The sequence below is a fragment of the Actinoplanes regularis genome, from assembly GCF_900188005.1.
Taxonomy (GTDB): Bacteria; Actinomycetota; Actinomycetes; order Mycobacteriales; family Micromonosporaceae; genus Actinoplanes; species Actinoplanes regularis.
In genome coordinates, this window is record NZ_FZNR01000001.1 from 1,039,002 (window position 1) to 1,053,928 (window position 14,927).

13 protein-coding genes are annotated in these 14,927 nt (G+C 71.4%); 5 read left to right on the forward strand and 8 right to left on the reverse strand.

Going from position 1 to position 14,927, the window contains the following annotated elements:
- Nucleotides 1-81: 81 nt before the first annotated feature.
- Entirely contained in the window at nt 82-543 is a 462-nt protein-coding gene (locus CHC09_RS04515; protein WP_089291623.1) for a gamma-glutamylcyclotransferase, read from the forward strand.
- On the opposite strand, the gene CHC09_RS04520 is transcribed toward CHC09_RS04515, so the two are convergent.
- The 4 genes from CHC09_RS04520 to CHC09_RS04535 all read right to left on the reverse strand — a co-directional run bounded on the left by CHC09_RS04520 (nt 494) and on the right by CHC09_RS04535 (nt 3,934).
- Complete coding sequence (locus CHC09_RS04520; protein ID WP_089291624.1) at nt 494-1,507, reverse strand: GNAT family N-acetyltransferase; 1,014 nt, start codon at nt 1,505-1,507, stop codon at nt 494-496. The genes CHC09_RS04515 and CHC09_RS04520 overlap by 50 nt on opposite strands.
- An 83-nt stretch (nt 1,508-1,590) precedes the next feature.
- Entirely contained in the window at nt 1,591-2,328 is a 738-nt protein-coding gene (locus tag CHC09_RS04525) for an SCO6745 family protein (RefSeq protein WP_089291625.1), read from the reverse strand.
- A 69-nt stretch (nt 2,329-2,397) separates the two neighbouring features.
- Nucleotides 2,398-3,297, reverse strand: a complete 900-nt coding sequence (locus CHC09_RS04530; protein WP_089291626.1) for a hypothetical protein — start codon at nt 3,295-3,297, stop codon at nt 2,398-2,400.
- A gap of 1 nt (nt 3,298) precedes the next feature.
- Nucleotides 3,299-3,934, reverse strand: a complete 636-nt coding sequence (locus CHC09_RS04535; RefSeq protein ID WP_089291627.1) for an MBL fold metallo-hydrolase — start codon at nt 3,932-3,934, stop codon at nt 3,299-3,301.
- 108 nt (nt 3,935-4,042) lie between these two features.
- Here CHC09_RS04535 and CHC09_RS04540 point away from each other — a divergent pair, with 108 nt between their 5' ends.
- Nucleotides 4,043-4,996, forward strand: a complete 954-nt coding sequence (locus CHC09_RS04540) for a DUF4349 domain-containing protein (RefSeq protein WP_089291628.1) — start codon at nt 4,043-4,045, stop codon at nt 4,994-4,996.
- A gap of 21 nt (nt 4,997-5,017) precedes the next feature.
- Here the strand turns inward: CHC09_RS04540 and CHC09_RS04545 are convergent, their stop codons facing one another.
- Nucleotides 5,018-6,274 carry an amidohydrolase gene (locus tag CHC09_RS04545; RefSeq protein ID WP_089291629.1) on the reverse strand — a complete coding sequence of 419 codons (1,257 nt, stop codon included), beginning with the start codon at nt 6,272-6,274 and terminating at the stop codon, nt 5,018-5,020.
- A 228-nt stretch (nt 6,275-6,502) separates the two neighbouring features.
- Entirely contained in the window at nt 6,503-8,068 is a 1,566-nt protein-coding gene (locus CHC09_RS04550) for an acyl-CoA mutase large subunit family protein (protein ID WP_089291630.1), read from the reverse strand.
- 174 nt (nt 8,069-8,242) lie between these two features.
- Between CHC09_RS04550 and CHC09_RS04555 the strand changes: the two genes are divergently transcribed.
- Together CHC09_RS04555 and CHC09_RS04560 are read left to right on the forward strand one after the other, a co-directional pair.
- Complete coding sequence (locus CHC09_RS04555; protein WP_089291631.1) at nt 8,243-10,162, forward strand: serine/threonine-protein kinase; 1,920 nt, start codon at nt 8,243-8,245, stop codon at nt 10,160-10,162.
- Between the two features lie 23 nt (nt 10,163-10,185).
- A complete protein-coding gene (locus CHC09_RS04560; RefSeq protein ID WP_089291632.1) occupies nt 10,186-11,838 on the forward strand; it encodes a phospho-sugar mutase in 1,653 nt (550 codons plus the stop codon).
- A 69-nt stretch (nt 11,839-11,907) separates the two neighbouring features.
- On the opposite strand, the gene CHC09_RS04565 is transcribed toward CHC09_RS04560, so the two are convergent.
- Entirely contained in the window at nt 11,908-12,591 is a 684-nt protein-coding gene (locus CHC09_RS04565; RefSeq protein ID WP_089291633.1) for a GOLPH3/VPS74 family protein, read from the reverse strand.
- Between the two features lie 149 nt (nt 12,592-12,740).
- Here CHC09_RS04565 and CHC09_RS04570 point away from each other — a divergent pair, with 149 nt between their 5' ends.
- Nucleotides 12,741-13,268, forward strand: coding sequence for an acyltransferase (locus tag CHC09_RS04570; protein ID WP_089291634.1), 528 nt, complete (start codon nt 12,741-12,743; stop codon nt 13,266-13,268).
- Between the two features lie 73 nt (nt 13,269-13,341).
- Here the strand turns inward: CHC09_RS04570 and CHC09_RS04575 are convergent, their stop codons facing one another.
- The gene (locus CHC09_RS04575; protein ID WP_089291635.1) at nt 13,342-14,625 is read right to left on the reverse strand and encodes a nucleotide sugar dehydrogenase; all 1,284 of its coding nucleotides are present in this window, start codon (nt 14,623-14,625) and stop codon (nt 13,342-13,344) included.
- Nucleotides 14,626-14,927: the final 302 nt, after the last annotated feature.

The following is a 14,927-nucleotide window of genomic DNA, read 5'->3' on the forward strand; positions in this document are numbered from 1 at the left end:
TTCCGGCGGAAAACCCATTAGAAGTGCCGACACGCACTTCTCATATTCTCACCACCCCCGGATCCGGCTATCGTCGTCGCCGTGCGTCATTACGCCGCGTATGGCTCGAACCTGGACCCAGCCCGCATGCTGGCCTACTGTCCGCACTCGCCGATGGTCGGCGTGGGGTGGATCGAAGGCTGGCGCCTGACCTTTGCCGGAGAAGGGGAAATAGGCTGGGAGGGGGCGGTGACGACGATCGTCGAGTCGCCCGGCGACCGCGTCTTCGTCTCGCTCTACGACGTGCATCCGTGGGATGCGGCACAGCTCGACGAAGTCGAGGGGGTGCCCGCCGGGACGTACCAGAAACTCACCGTGCGTGTTTCAACGCTCGACGGTGAGGTGTCCGCCTGGGTCTACGTCTTCGCGGGCTACGAGGGCGGCATGCCGACCGCGTGGTACCTCTCGGAGATCGCGACCGCCGCCGAGAAGGCCGGTGCGCCCGACGACTACGTCAGTGACCTGCGCCGCCGCCCGACCCGGACGGCGTCGCCAGAGGTCTGACCCGGGCCGCGGAGATCGTGGTCTGGTAGACGTTCGCCCGGTAGAGCGGGATCATCCCGACCTTCCGGTAGAGGCGTGCGGCCTCGGTCGGGTTGGCCATGTCGACTCCAAGGCCGACCTGCGGGCGGCCCTTCGCGGCGTAGACGGCGAAGGCATGGCGCAGCAGGGCCGCACCGATACCCCGCCTCCGGTACGAACCGAGCACCGCCAGATACCTGACCCAGGCCTCATCGCCCTCGTCGCCCGGGTCGGCGGACTGCAACACGCCGGCCGGCTCACCGTCGGCCTCGGCGACGAGCCACTCGTCGAACGAGACCACGGTGTCGGCCTCGAACTGCCGCCGCCAGCCGGCATAGTCCGTCAACGGATGGTCCGAGTCGAGGAACGCCTCCTCGATGATCGCGTGGAAGCGGCGCATCTCGGCCTCGTCGCCGGAACGCACCGGCCGGATCGTCACGCCCGGCGGCGGCTCCGGGGCGGGCGCGGGCACGCCGTCCAGCGACAGCCTCATCCGGGCGTGCTGTTTGAGGAACACGAACCCGGCGGCGGTGAGCGCCTCGATGTACCCGGTCTCGTTCGGGATCGCTCCGGCCCGCACGGTGTACGGGTCGTGGCCCAGTTCGGCGGCCCGCTCGGCCATCCGCGCCATGATCAGATCGAGCAGCGGGCGTTGCGCCGGCAGGCCGCGCCCGGGCCAGACGTAGACCTCCGCGAAGTCACGGGCCCGGCCGGACGGATTCCGCGGGTAGGCCCACCCGGCGAGCCCGCCCTCGGTGTCGAAGGCGAGCCAGGAGTCCCGGGACATGTCGGTGTTCGGTCCGGTCAGCTCGGCACGCACCTCGTCGGCGCTGAAGTCCGGCTCGCCGACCGCGGCGATGTCACTGGCGTGCACCAGCTCGAGGATCCGCGGCACGTCGTCGAGGGTGGGCCGGCGAGTGGTCCAGCCGGGCGGAAGCGCACTCATGCTGGGCATCCGACCATGCCCGCCGGCCGGCGCCAATCGAATTCACCGGTTCGACTGATGCTCCCGGAGCGTCAGCAGGGGTCTCAGCGGGCGAAACGGTGGCTCAGGGACTCCAGCAAGCCGCCGAGTTCGACACGCTCCGGACGGTCCAGGGTCGTGTACGCCTGCCCGGCCATCGAGTTCGCCACCGCCTCGGCCCACATCAGGCGGCGGACCAGCGGGCCGGCCGACGGGTACGGCGACTGCCAGCCGAGCGCCACCGCGCCGGTCTCCCCCTCCGGCCCCGCGATGATCGCCTCCAGCGGGGTCAGCCCACCGGCCCGGACCGCGATCACGTACACCCCCTGCCGGTGCTCGTGCAGCAGGTGCAGCAGCACCGCGGCGCGCGCACCGGGCTCCTGGCTGGGCACCGGCATGGCCCGCCAGGCGGCGAAGAGCGGCAGTCCGGCCGGGTCGACCGCGTCCACCACCCGGTCGGCCAGCTCCAGCAGCCGGCCCAGCCGGGGGAAGCCACCGATCTGTTCCTCGCCCCAGGTGCAGAGCTCGCGCAGGTGCCAGGTGGCCACCTCGGACGGCTGGGAGCTCTTCGCCGTCGCCTCCCAGCCCTCGGTGACCGCCTCCGGCGCGATGAAGGCGAGCGCGGCCGCCACCGTCTCCGGGCGGACGTCGCCGAGCGCGCCGGCTCGGGCCGAGACGTGGTACGCCCAGCCGGAGAGGCCGAGCAGGCGGGCACGTCGCAGGGTCTGCGGGGATTCGGCGAAGGCTCCGACGGTGGTGGCGACGCTCACCTTGGCACTGGCCGCTGCCTGTTCGGGGGTCACCGCCCGATTCTGCTCTCCCTGACCGCCTTTAGAAAACGCTCTATGCGCGTGCCCGATTCCGGAAACCCGTCAGCCGAGGCCGTCGAGGGCGGCCTGGACGTCACCCACCCGGCGGCGGGCGGCGGCCGACTCCCGTTCGGCGGTTCGGCGGGCCTGCTTGCGGCGGGCCACGTCGGCCACCGCCTCGGTACGCCGCCGTTCCAGCTCGGCCAGCTCCGCCTCGAGGTCGTCGACCAGGTTCCGCGCGTCCCGCTCGGCCGTCTGGGCCCGTTCCAGCCGCTGATCCGCGTGCCGTTCCGCGGCCTCCGCCGAGGTCAGCTCGCGCTCCAGTTCGCGGCGCCTGCGCTCCGCCTCCCAACGGCGGCGCTCCAGGGCCGCCCGTTCCCGGGTCAGGTCCTGCCGGTCGGCGGGCGGCTCGTCCGGCGCTTCGGCGGGCGTCGCGGGCTCCGCTTCGTCGGCACCGGTGATCAGGCGCAGCCGGGGGCGGGGAACTTCGCCGAAGCCGGCGTACGCGGTCGCGCGGATCAGGCGACCGGTCCGTACCTGACCGGCGATCTCCGGATCGGCGAGCGCCGCGGCCAGGGTCGCCTCCACCTCGCCCAGCGGCAGCTTCCCCGCGCCCGCGCCGGCCGCCACGGCCAGCTTCCGGGCCGCCGCGACCAGGGCAGACACGAACGCCCGGCGCTGCTGGGAGAGTTCCCGCAACTGGTCGCCGTGCAGGTCGCGCTGGGCGGCCCGGAGAGCCCCGGAGAGCTCGACCAGCTCCTCGATCAGATCCGGTCGCTTGCGGGCGAGCAGGTTGACGACCCAGGCGGCCACGGTCGGCTTCTTGCACGCGGCGAGCCGCTTGGCCGCCTCCCGGTCACCGGCCGCCCGGGCGGCCCCGACGGCGGCCGCCCGGGTCGCCACGAAGCCGTCCGGCGGCTCCTCGTAGAGCCGTCGGACCACGTCGTCGATGAGCTCCGGCACGTCAGTCGAGCGTGGTGCCGGGCGCCAGGTGCCGGTAGCGGGTCTCGGAGAAGTTCTCCAGGTGGCTGTCGGAGACGGCCGCGCCGCGCTCGTTCAGCAACCCGTCGTGGATCGCGAAGGCCCGGCCCGGTTTGACCGCCCGGGTGAACTCGATGGCCTCGGCCACCTTCATCCACGGCGCGTTGAGCGGGACGCAGAGGGTGTCGACGATGGCGCCCTCGGGGACGAAGAACGAGTCGCCGGGGTGGTACACGTTGGTGCTCCCGTCGGCGATCAGGTAGCCGAGGTTGACGATCCGCGGGATGTACGGGTGGATCACGGCGTGCTGACCGCCGTACGCCCGGAGGGTGAACCCGGCGGCCTCGAACTCGTCGCCGGGCGCCACCGGCGTGGTCGCCTCCGCAACCTCGCCGAGCTTCTTCAGCACCTCCTCGTGCGCGAAGATCCGCAGTTCGGGCCGGTTGGCCACCGCCGCGGTGACCGCCGCGACGTCCAGGTGGTCGAAGTGCTCATGCGTGATCACCACGGCATCGGCACCGTCCAACGCCGATTTCTCGGAGAACTCACCCGGATCGATGACGAGCACCCCCGCCCCCTCGATCCGTAGACAGGCATGGGTGAACTTCGTGACGCGCACGGTGCTCCTCCGTCGCTGAATCGTGACCGGTCATCTTGCAGTCTGCCGGAACCGGGCAGGGCCCGCCGTACGTCCCAGCGGTCAGTCGTACCGACGATCGGAGCTCTCATGCGCAAACGGGGATATATGTGGCTCGGCGCCGTGCTGGTCAGCGGCGCCCTTTTGACTGGATGCAGCGCCGACGGCGCCAGCGACACCTCGGTCGGCAGTAATGCGGCCGCACCCGCCGTGGGCGAGGCCAACCCGGCCCCGGCGGATCAGGACGGCGCCCGGGCCGACGCCGACGCCGGCACGGCCGGGCAGGGCAAGGACACCACGGCGCAGTCGCCGGACCTGAGCGTGGACCAGCGCTCGATCATCTACACCGGCAGCATCACGGTCCAGGTGAAGGACGTCAACGCGGCGGCCGCCCAGGCCACCGGGATCGCGGCCGGGACCGGCGGATTCATCGGCGGCGACGAGCGGCAGAGCGGCGACGGCGGCACCGACACCGCCACGCTGAAGCTGCGGATCCCGGCCGCCAAGTTCAACGCGGCGCTGCAGCAGATCGCCGGTCTCGGCGACGAGAAGAACCGGGCGATCAACACCGAGGACGTCACCGAGCAGGTGGTCGACCTGGATGCCCGGATCGCGGTGCAGCAGGCCCGGGTCGACAGCGGGCGCAAGCTGCTCGGGCAGGCCAAGTCGCTGAACGACCTGGTCATGCTGGAGAAGGAGGTGGCCACCCGGGAGTCCGACCTGGCGTCGCTGCAGGGCAAGAAGCGCCGCCTGGCCGACCTGACCGCGCTCAGCACGGTCACCGTGGTGCTGCTCGGCCCGGAAGCCCCGGCCGTGGTGACCGACGACGACCCGGCCGGCTTCCTCGGCGGCCTGAAGGGCGGCTGGAACGCCCTGGTCGCGTCGCTCGCTGTGCTGCTCACCATCCTCGGCGCGCTACTGCCGTGGATCATCGCGCTGGGCCTGCCGGCCTGGGGCGTCCTTTACCTGACCCGCCGCTACCGCCGTACCCGCGGCAACCCTGAGCTGCCGGCCCCGCCCGCCGAAAACCCGGCCGCGTCATAGGACACGGCCGGGCGGCAACGATCAGAAAGCGCCGGTGGAGAGCGCCGCGAGGGCCGTGTGCGCCATCACCCGGATGCCGTGGGCGATGCAGTTCTCGTCCACGTCGAAGTCGCCCTGGTGCAGGTCGTGCCGGACATCGGAACCGGGCGTCCCGGTGCCCAGCCGGATCATGGCGCCCGGCACGTGCTCCAGGTAGTACGAGAAGTCCTCTCCGCCCATGCTGAGCTCGGCCTCGACCACCCGGTCGGCGCCGAGCGCGGCACCGGCCGCACCCGCGATGATCGCGGTGGCCATCCGGTCGTTGATCACCGGCGGGACGCCCCGCCGGTACTCGACCTCGACCTCGGCGCCGGTCGCGGCGACCACGTCACGAACCAGCCTGGTGACCATCTCGGGGGCCTCGCGCCAGGCTTCCCGGTTGAGGACCCGGACCGTGCCCATCACCTCGCCGGTGCCCGGGATCGCGTTGAACGCCTGCCCGGCGTGCACCGAGCCCCAGACCAGCGAGACACCGGCCCGCGGGTCGACCCGGCGGTCCAGCAGGGCCGGCACGTCCACGATCACCCGGCCGAGCGCGTGCACCAGGTCGGCGGTCAGGTGCGGGCGCGCGGTGTGCCCGCCCGGGCCGGAGAGCTTGACCTTGACGGTGTCGGCGGCCGCGGTGAACGGGCCGGAGCGGACCCCGACCAGACCGGCCGGCAGCTGCGGGTAGCAGTGCAGGGCGTAGATCGCGGCGACGTCCTTCAACCCACCGGCCGCGATCACCTCGGGCGCGCCGGACGGGATCGCCTCCTCGGCCGGCTGGAACAGCAGCCGGATCCGGCCGGGCAGCTCGCCCCGCTCGTTGAGCTGGGCCAGGGCCAGACCAAGACCGATCAGGATGGTGGTGTGCACGTCGTGCCCGCAGGCGTGGGTCAGCTTCTCGACGGTGCTGCGGTACGACACGTCCTTCAGGTCGTGCAGCGGCAGCGCGTCCAGGTCGGCGCGGAAGGCGATCACCTGGTCGCCCTCGCCGATGTCGCAGATCACCCCGTTGCCCCGGGGCATCAGGCGCGGCGAGAGACCGGCGAGGGTCAGCTCGCGCATGACCAGCGCGGCGGTCTCGAACTCGGAGTGTGACGGCTCCGGGTGGGCGTGAATGTGCCGACGAATCGCTACCAGCTCGGCTCCCCGGGCGGCGAGCCAGCGGTCGAGCTGGCCGGGGAGAGGGTCAGCGCCGGGCATAGTCCCGGGCCACGCCGTATCGGCACCTTCGGGCGCCGTCAGAGCAATAGTCACGTCGACTTCCAGATCACTCTCGGATTTTTGTCGGGTTTGGAGACCCGCGACAGCTTAGTCCGAATTCAATCACGCTGTGTAACGCTCGGGTAAACATGCCGGCCCCGTGGTGCGGCGCCGCGGAGGGGTCACGGGCGAGCGCTCGGGAGATCGTCCCGGCTCGCCAACCCCATCAACGGGTAGCGAATCGCAGAGGTGACGCGACACACCACGAGTACGTTTCGCGGCTCAGAACCGTTCGACCGGCCGGTGGACGCCCCATACCCCGCGCAACGTATGGCAGACCTCTCCCACCGTGGCACGCAGTTGCAACGCCCGCTTCATCAACGGTAGGACGTTCGTGCTTCCGGCGGCGGCCTTCGCCAGATCCGCCAGCGCACTCTGCACAGCCGGGTCGTCCCGTTCGGCCCGCAGCCGGGCCAGCCGCGCCGCCTGGGCGGACTCGATCGCCGGATCGACGCGCAGCGGCTCGTACTTCTCGTCAGCGTCCGAGGTGAACCGGTTGACGCCGACCACCACCCGCTCGCCGCTGTCGATCTCGTTGGCGATCCGGTACGCGGACTGCTCGATCTCGCCCTTCTGGAAGCCCTGCTCGATGGCGTCGACCGCGGAGCCGTACTCGAAGACGCGCCCGATCAGGGCGGTCGCCTCGCGCTCCACCGCGTCGGTCATCGCCTCCACCGCGTACGACCCGGCGAACGGGTCGACCGTGCCGGTCAGGCCGCTCTCGTAGGCGAGCACCTGCTGGGTGCGCAGCGCCAGCCGGGCCGACTTCTCGGTGGGCAGCGCGATCGCCTCGTCGTACGAGTTGGTGTGCAACGACTGCGTCCCGCCGGCGACCGCGCCGAGCGCCTGGATCGCCACCCGGATCAGGTTGACCTCCGGCTGCTGCGCGGTGAGCTGCACGCCCGCCGTCTGGGTGTGGAACCGCAGCATCATCGACTTCGGGTCCTTGGCCCCGAAGTCGTCCCGCATGATCCGGGCCCACATCCGGCGCGCGGCGCGGAACTTGGCGATCTCCTCCAGCAGCGTGGTCCGGGCCACGAAGAAGAACGAGAGCCGGGGCGCGAAGTCGTCCACGGCGAGGCCCGCGGCGATCGCGGCCCGCACGTACTCGATGCCGTTGGCCAGGGTGAAGGCGATCTCCTGCGCGGGTGTCGCACCGGCCTCGGCCATGTGGTAGCCGGAGATGGAGATGGTGTTCCACTTCGGAATCTCGGCCCGGCAGTAGGCGAAGGTGTCGGCCACCAGCCGCAGCGACGGCTTCGGCGGGAAGATGTACGTCCCGCGGGCGATGTATTCCTTCAGGATGTCGTTCTGGATGGTGCCCTGCAGGGCCGAGCCGGGCACCCCCTGCTCCTCGGCGACCAACTGGTAGAGCAGCAGCAGCACCGAGCCCGGTGCGTTGATGGTCATCGAGGTGGAGACCCGGTCCAGCGGGATGCCCTCGAAGAGCTGCCGCATGTCGTCGATCGAGTCGATCGCCACGCCGACCTTGCCGACCTCGCCGTGCGCGATCGGTTCGTCCGAGTCGAACCCCATCTGGGTCGGTAGGTCGAACGCCACCGACAGGCCCATGGTGCCGGCCTTCAGTAACTGATGGTAACGGGCGTTGGACTCGGCGGCGGTGCCGAAGCCGGCATATTGCCGCATGGTCCACGGTCTCTGGGTGTACATCGTCGGGTACACGCCCCGGGTGTAAGGAAATTCACCCGGCTGGTCACCACCAGCGCTGGGAGGCACGTCGCCCGGGCCGTAAACCGGCTTGATGTGAAAACCCGACTCTGCGTTCACGAGAGGATCCTAAAGGCTCGTTCGGTTACGGGGGGCAACCACCGTCGGCCACATGCCCATCACACTGGGTCGTTTCCTGGTGAACACTAAGGCCGTGACTTTCGTTGCGGCAGGCGAGCGGGCAAGATAGCTCCGTTGGCCCCAGCCCCCTAGACCCCCTCGGTGGCACCCTCAGTGACTCAGATTCCGACGTGGAGCAGCGGTGACGCCTCCCTCAGCGGACGTGCGGCCCCCGGAACGCTCATCGGCGGGCGCTACACGCTGCGCGCTGCGGTGGGTCACGGCGGCATGGGCACGGTCTGGCGCGCGGCGGACACGCTGCTGCGCCGTGACGTGGCCATCAAGGAGGTCATCCTCCCGCCCGGTCTGGCCCCCAGCGACCGCGACTCGATGTACGAGCGGACCATGCGCGAGGCCCGGGCCGCGGCCGCGCTCCAGCACCCCGCGGTCGTCCAGGTCTACGACGTCGTCCACGAGAACGGCCGCCCCTGGATCGTGATGGAGCTGCTGGACGCGCGCAGCCTCGCGGACATGGTGATCGAGGACGGGCCGGTCTCGCCCCGCGTGGTCGCCAAGATCGGCATCGCCCTGCTCGGCGCCCTCGAGGTGGCCCACGCGCACGGCGTGCTGCACCGCGACGTCAAGCCGGCCAACGTGCTGATCTGCCAGGACGGCCGCTGCGTGCTGACCGACTTCGGCGTCGCCCGGATGCCCACCGACGTGCAGCTGACCACGCCCGGCATGGTGCTCGGCTCGCCGCACTTCATCTCCCCCGAGCGGGCCATGGGGCAGGACTTCGGTCCGCCCAGCGACCTGTTCTCCCTCGGCGTGACGCTGTACACCGCGATCGAGGGCCGGCCGCCGTTCGACAAGGGCGACCCGATCGAGACCATGCACGCGGTGGTCGAGGACCCGCCCGCCCCGGTGGTGCGGGCCGGCTCGCTCACCCCGGTGCTGATGGGCCTGCTGGAGAAGAACCCGGCCCAGCGGATGGACACCCTGACCGCGCGCACCATGCTGCGGCAGCAGCTGGCCGGGCCGCTGGCCAGCAAGAACCCGCCGCACCTGATGACCGATCCGTACTCGGTCGTCTCCGCGACCCGACCGGTCTCGCCGCCGCCCGCGGCCACGCAGCAGATCCCGCCGCAGCCCAGCGGCCAGATCGGCGGCCGGGCCATGCTCGCGTCGGGCGAGTCGCTCACCGACCACCTGAACAAGCTGGAGCAGCAGAACTCGCCCGGTGGCCGCCGTCGTGCCCCGGAGCCGGCGGACGCCGGGTTCCCGACCGGCGCCATGTCGGCCCACCAGTTCCCGCAGCCCAGCGGCCCGACCAGTGTCATCCCGCCGCAGAGCGCCTGGAACCCGGGCGCCCCCCGACAGGGCACCGTGGTGACCAGCCCGGCCGCCAAGCGCCGGATGGCGGTGCAGAACGTCAGCCAGACCGTCAAGGAGACCACCGGCCGGGCCGTGGCGACGTTCCAGGGCTGGCCGCGTAACAAGCAGCTGATGGTCGGCGGTGGCGTGGCCGCGGCGCTGGTGCTGATCCTGGTCCTCTCGCTGGGCGGTGGCGGCGACGCCGACAAGCCCGCGACGCAGACTCCGGTGGCCGGCCCGCAGACGAGCACCGCGCCGGCCTCGACCGGCGACGCCGCCCAGACCCAGGCTTACAAGGGCAACAAGGCCATCTCGGTGAAGGTGCCGGCGGGCTGGACCCGGACCGCGGGCGGCACCTACGTCGACTACATCGACCCGGACAACAAGCTGCGCAAGGTACGGGTGCTGGCCGAGCCGGGCAAGGCGACCCCGTCCCGGTTCGTCACCGAAGTCGCGCCCAACGGGCTGAGAAAGTCGAAGAACTGCCCCAACCCGTTCGAGACGGTGGCGACCAACGAGAACGTGCAGGTCGCCGGACACCCCGGTGCCGAGCTCGAGTACACCTGCGGCACCGGCGACGAGGCGCGGCACGGCATCTGGCGGATGACCCAGGTCGACGGGACCATGTACTCGTTCTTCCTGACCACCCCGGCGGCTGACTTCGACGACAGCAAGAAGTACTTCGAGGCGATGGCGGAGAGCTTCCAGCTCGACCTGTGACCGGTCTGTGCTATCAATCCGTAATGGCACCAGAAGTTGATATTGACTTGAGGACGGCGGCCGAGGCCTGGCTCGCGGACGATCCTGATCCGACGAACCGGGCCGAGCTGCGTGAACTGATCGATGGGCTGCCGGCCACCGCCGCGGAGCTGCGCGACCGGTTCGCCGGGCCTCTCACCTTCGGCACCGCCGGGCTCCGCGGCCGGCTCCGGGCCGGCCCGAACGGCATGAACCTCGCGGTGGTCACCCGCGCGGCGGCCGGCCTGGTGGCCTGGCTGGGCGAGCAGGGCGGACAGGGCCCGCTGGTGATCGGGTACGACGCCCGGTACGGCTCCCGCGAGTTCGCCGAGCGGACCGCCCGGGTGGCGACCGGTGCCGGCCGGAAGGCGCTGCTGATGCCCGGGGTGCTGCCCACCCCGGTGCTGGCGTACGCGGTACGCGCTCTGGACGCGGTGGCCGGCGTGATGGTCACCGCCAGTCACAACCCGCCGCAGGACAACGGCTACAAGGTCTACCTGGGCGCCCAGCTCGGCGGCCCGGCCGGGGACGGCGCGCAGATCGTGCCGCCGGCCGACGCCGGTATCGAGGCGGCCATCCGCGCGGTCGCGAGTGCCGCCTCGATCCCGCTGGGTGACGCCGGTGAGGTCCTCGGCCACGGCATCGTCGCCGGGTACGTCGAACGCGCCGCCGCCGTGCTCACCGAGGGCGGCCCGCGTGACCTGACCGTCGCCTACACCCCGCTGCACGGTGTGGGTGGTGACACCCTGGTCACGGCGTTCACCGCCGCCGGGTTCGCCGCCCCGGCCGTGGTCACCGACCAGGCCGAGCCGGACCCGGAGTTTCCCACGGTCGCGTTCCCCAACCCGGAGGAGCCGGGCGCGATGGATCACCTGCTCGCGCTCGCCGGCACCACCGGGGCGGACCTGGCGATCGCCAACGACCCGGACGCGGACCGTTGCGCGGTGGCCGTTCCGGCGGCGGACGGGGCTTGGCGGGCGCTGCGTGGGGACGAGCTCGGGGTGTTGCTCGCCGACCACCTGATCCGGCGGGGCACGCCCGGCACGTACGCCACCACGATCGTCTCGTCCACGCTGCTGGGCCGCCTGTGCGCCGCCCGGGGTGTGCCGTACGCGGAGACCCTGACCGGCTTCAAGTGGATCGTCCGGGCCGCCGAGGAGCTGGCGTTCGGTTACGAGGAGGCGCTCGGCTACTGCGTCGCCCCGGCCATGGTGCGCGACAAGGACGGCGTCACGGCCGCGCTGACCGTCGCCGAGCTGGCCGCCGGGCTGAAGGCCGAGGGGCGCACCCTCACCGACCGGCTGGACGAGCTCGCGGTCGAGTTCGGCGTGCACGCCACCGACCAGCTTTCGGTGCGGGTGGACGATCTGGCCGAGATCGGCGCGGCGATGGGCCGGGCCCGGCGGAACCCGCCGTCCACGCTGCTCGGCGCCCCGGTCGGCGAGGTCACCGACCTGCTCCCGGAGAACGACGTGCTCACGTTCCGCACCGCGAACACCCGCGTGGTGATTCGTCCTTCGGGTACCGAGCCGAAGCTCAAGGCGTACCTTGAGGTGGTGGAATCCGTTGTCGACGGTGATCTGGCCGCGGCCCGGAGCCGCGCCTCCGCCGGGTTGACCGCCCTGCGCGCGGAGATCGCGACCGTCCTCGGAGTCTGATTCACCTTCCCGGGTGTCCCGTCCGGACACCCGGGAGCGTGTTTCGCCGACGATCGCGGCGGGTGGGGATCAGGAGGGCTTCGGCGTGCCGAGCGCGGCCGAGATGGCCTTGCCCAGGGTGGCGACCACCAGCGCGACGCTGGGGCGCACGATGGAGTCCTCCATGCTGGCGCCGCCGGCGAAACCGGCCCCGGCGGCGATGGCCTCGAGCCGGCGGTGCGCCTGCTCGATCTGGTCGTCGGGGAGCTTCAGGGCCGGCTCCATGCGCGCCGCGGAGAGCAGGGTGGCCAGCGCGGCGGTCCGCTCGTCGGGTGCGGTGTCGGTGGTCAGCGCCGTGGCCAGACGCTCCCGGATCTCGGCCTCGAACGCCGGGTCCGCCGTCGGGTAACGGTGCACGTGGATGTAATCGAGCTGGGTCTCGTCCACGTCCTTCACCACCCCGCGGGCGCACAGGTCCTCCAGGACCCGGATGCGCAGCCGGTGCCGCAGACGCTGCAACCACTGGGCGGGCGTGTGCGGCGGGTCGCCGGCCACCTTGGTGAGCACGGCGTCGGCGATCGCGTCCCCGGTCGGCGTCGCGTTCTTGACCTGCAGGTAGCCGTCGATGTAGGCGATCCGGCCCGCCAGCGCGAGATCGATCAGCACAGCCGCCGCCATGCCGAGATCGAGCCCGATCCGCGAGCCGGTCGCCTTGCCCGTCTGATCGTCGTACGCAAGAAGTAGAAGTTCCTCGGCGAGCGGGATGGAGGTCATGGAGAAAACATAACGGCTCCGCGCTCCACCGCCAGCGGCCAGTCGACCGGCTTTCGTGTTCGGCCGCTCGGTGGTATGTGGCCACTGGGCCAGGGCCGACGACCGGACCGGTTGCGCCCCCGTAACCAGCAAGAGCGACACTTGCCTGCATGAACTCCAACTCAACCGAGCCGTTCATCCACCCGTCGGCGGACGTGGAGGACGGCGCCCGGCTCGGTGCCGGCACCAAGGTCTGGCACCTCGCGCACGTGCGTTCCAGCGCGACCGTCGGAGACGACTGCGTCATCGGTCGCAACGTCTACCTGGACGCGAACGCCGTGGTCGGCAGCCGGGTCAAGATTCAGAACAACGTCTCGGTCTACCAGGGCGTGACGATCGAGGACGAGGTGTTCGTCGGCCCCTGCGCCGTCTTCACCAACGACTTCCGGCCGCGCGCGCAGAACCCGGACTGGACGATCACCCCGACCCTGGTCCGCCGGGGCGCCTCGATCGGCGCCAACGCGACGCTGATCTGCGGCATCGAGGTGGGCGAGTTCGCGATGATCGCGGCCGGCTCGGTGGTGACCAAGAACGTCGAGCCCTACCAGCTGGTGGCCGGCAACCCGGCCCGGCCCAAGGGCTGGGTGGACGAGAAGGGCAACGTCGTCAGCCGGGACCCCTCCGCGCCGCGTCCCTGAGACTGACCGAGGCCCCCGGCACGCGCCGGGGGCCTCGTCAATCACTTCAAGACCCGATTTCCCGGGTACGACCTCAGCCGCCGATGACGACCCGGCGGATCGAGCCGAGACGCTCGGGGTCGGTGACCCGGCGACCGTCCACGACCACCTCGACGCCCGGCAGGTCGGCCGGGGTGAGCGTGCGGTACTCGGCGTGGTCGGCCTGCACGATCGCGGAGTCGACCGCCTCGCCGCCCCACGCGGGCAGGCCGTGCGCGACCAGCTCGTCGGCGGTGTACATCGGGTCCGAGACGTACGGCGTGGCGCCGCGCCGCTTCAGCTCCTCGACGGTCGGGAAGACGCCGGAGAACGCCGTCTCCTTCACGCCGCCCCGGTACGCCGCGCCGAGCACCAGCACGCTGCGGCCGCTCAGGTCACCGACGGCGGCGGCGAGCAGGTCCACCGCGTACGACGGCATGTCCGCGTTCGCCTCGCGGGCCGCCCGGACCACCGTGGCGGTCGGGTCGTTCCACAGGTAGAGCCGCGGGTAGACCGGGATGCAGTGCCCGCCGACCGCGATGCCCGGCCGGTGGATGTGGCTGTACGGCTGGGTGTTGCAGGCGTCGATGACCAGGTTCACGTCGATGCCGACGGTGTCGGCGAACCGCGCGAACTGGTTGGCCAGCCCGATGTTGACGTCCCGGTACGTGGTCTCGGCCAGCTTCGCCAGCTCGGCCGCCTCGGCGTTGCCCAGGTCCCAGACGCCGTTGCCGCGCGAAAGGTCCGCACGCTCGTCGAAGTCCAGCACCGCCTCGTAGAACGAGACACCACGCTCGGCCGACGCCTCGTTCACGCCGCCCACCAGCTTCGGGTACTTGCGCAGGTCGGCGAAGACCCGGCCGGTGAGCACCCGCTCCGGGCTGAAGACCAGGTGGAAGTCCTCGCCGGCGACCAGGCCGGAGCCCTCCTGCAGCAGCGGCGCCCAGCGGTTGCGGGTGGTGCCGACCGGCAGCGTGGTCTCGTAGCTGACCAGCGTGCCCGGGCGCAGGCCACGGGCGATGTCCCGGGTGGCCGACTCCATCCAGCCGAAGTCCGGCTTGCCGTCCCCGTCCACGAAGAGCGGCACGACCACGACGACCGCCTCGGACTCCGCGACCGCGGCCGCGGTGTCGGTGGTCGCGGTGAGCAGGCCGGCGCTGACGGCCTCCTTCAGCTTGACGTCAAGGTCGGCCTCGCCCGGGAACGGGACCTCGCCGGCGTTCACCTTGCGCACGGTCGGCTCGGACACGTCCGCGCCGATCACGGTGTGCCCCTTGGAGGCGAACTGAACGGCGAGCGGCAGCCCGATCTTGCCCAGGGCGACGACACAGATCTTCATGCGAGAGTCTTTCCTCCTTGGCGGGGCTAGCGCCGATACAGCTTCCGGACCAGGCGGCCGGCGAAACGTCTCGCCCCGAACGTATTGACCGACGCGGTGTTGATCTACATCGTGAGCCGCGAACGGTCGTCCAGCTTGACGGTGACCACGTAGAAGAGTAGGCCACGCCGGTAGCGCACCGAACCCGTGGTAGCGGACACCTTGGGAAAGCTCAGCCGGGGCGCCGCATTGTCGTTGTGCCCCGGTAAACACGGTCGGATCTGCAGTAACCTGGCCAGGAACCCAGCGGCGCATCGTCCTCG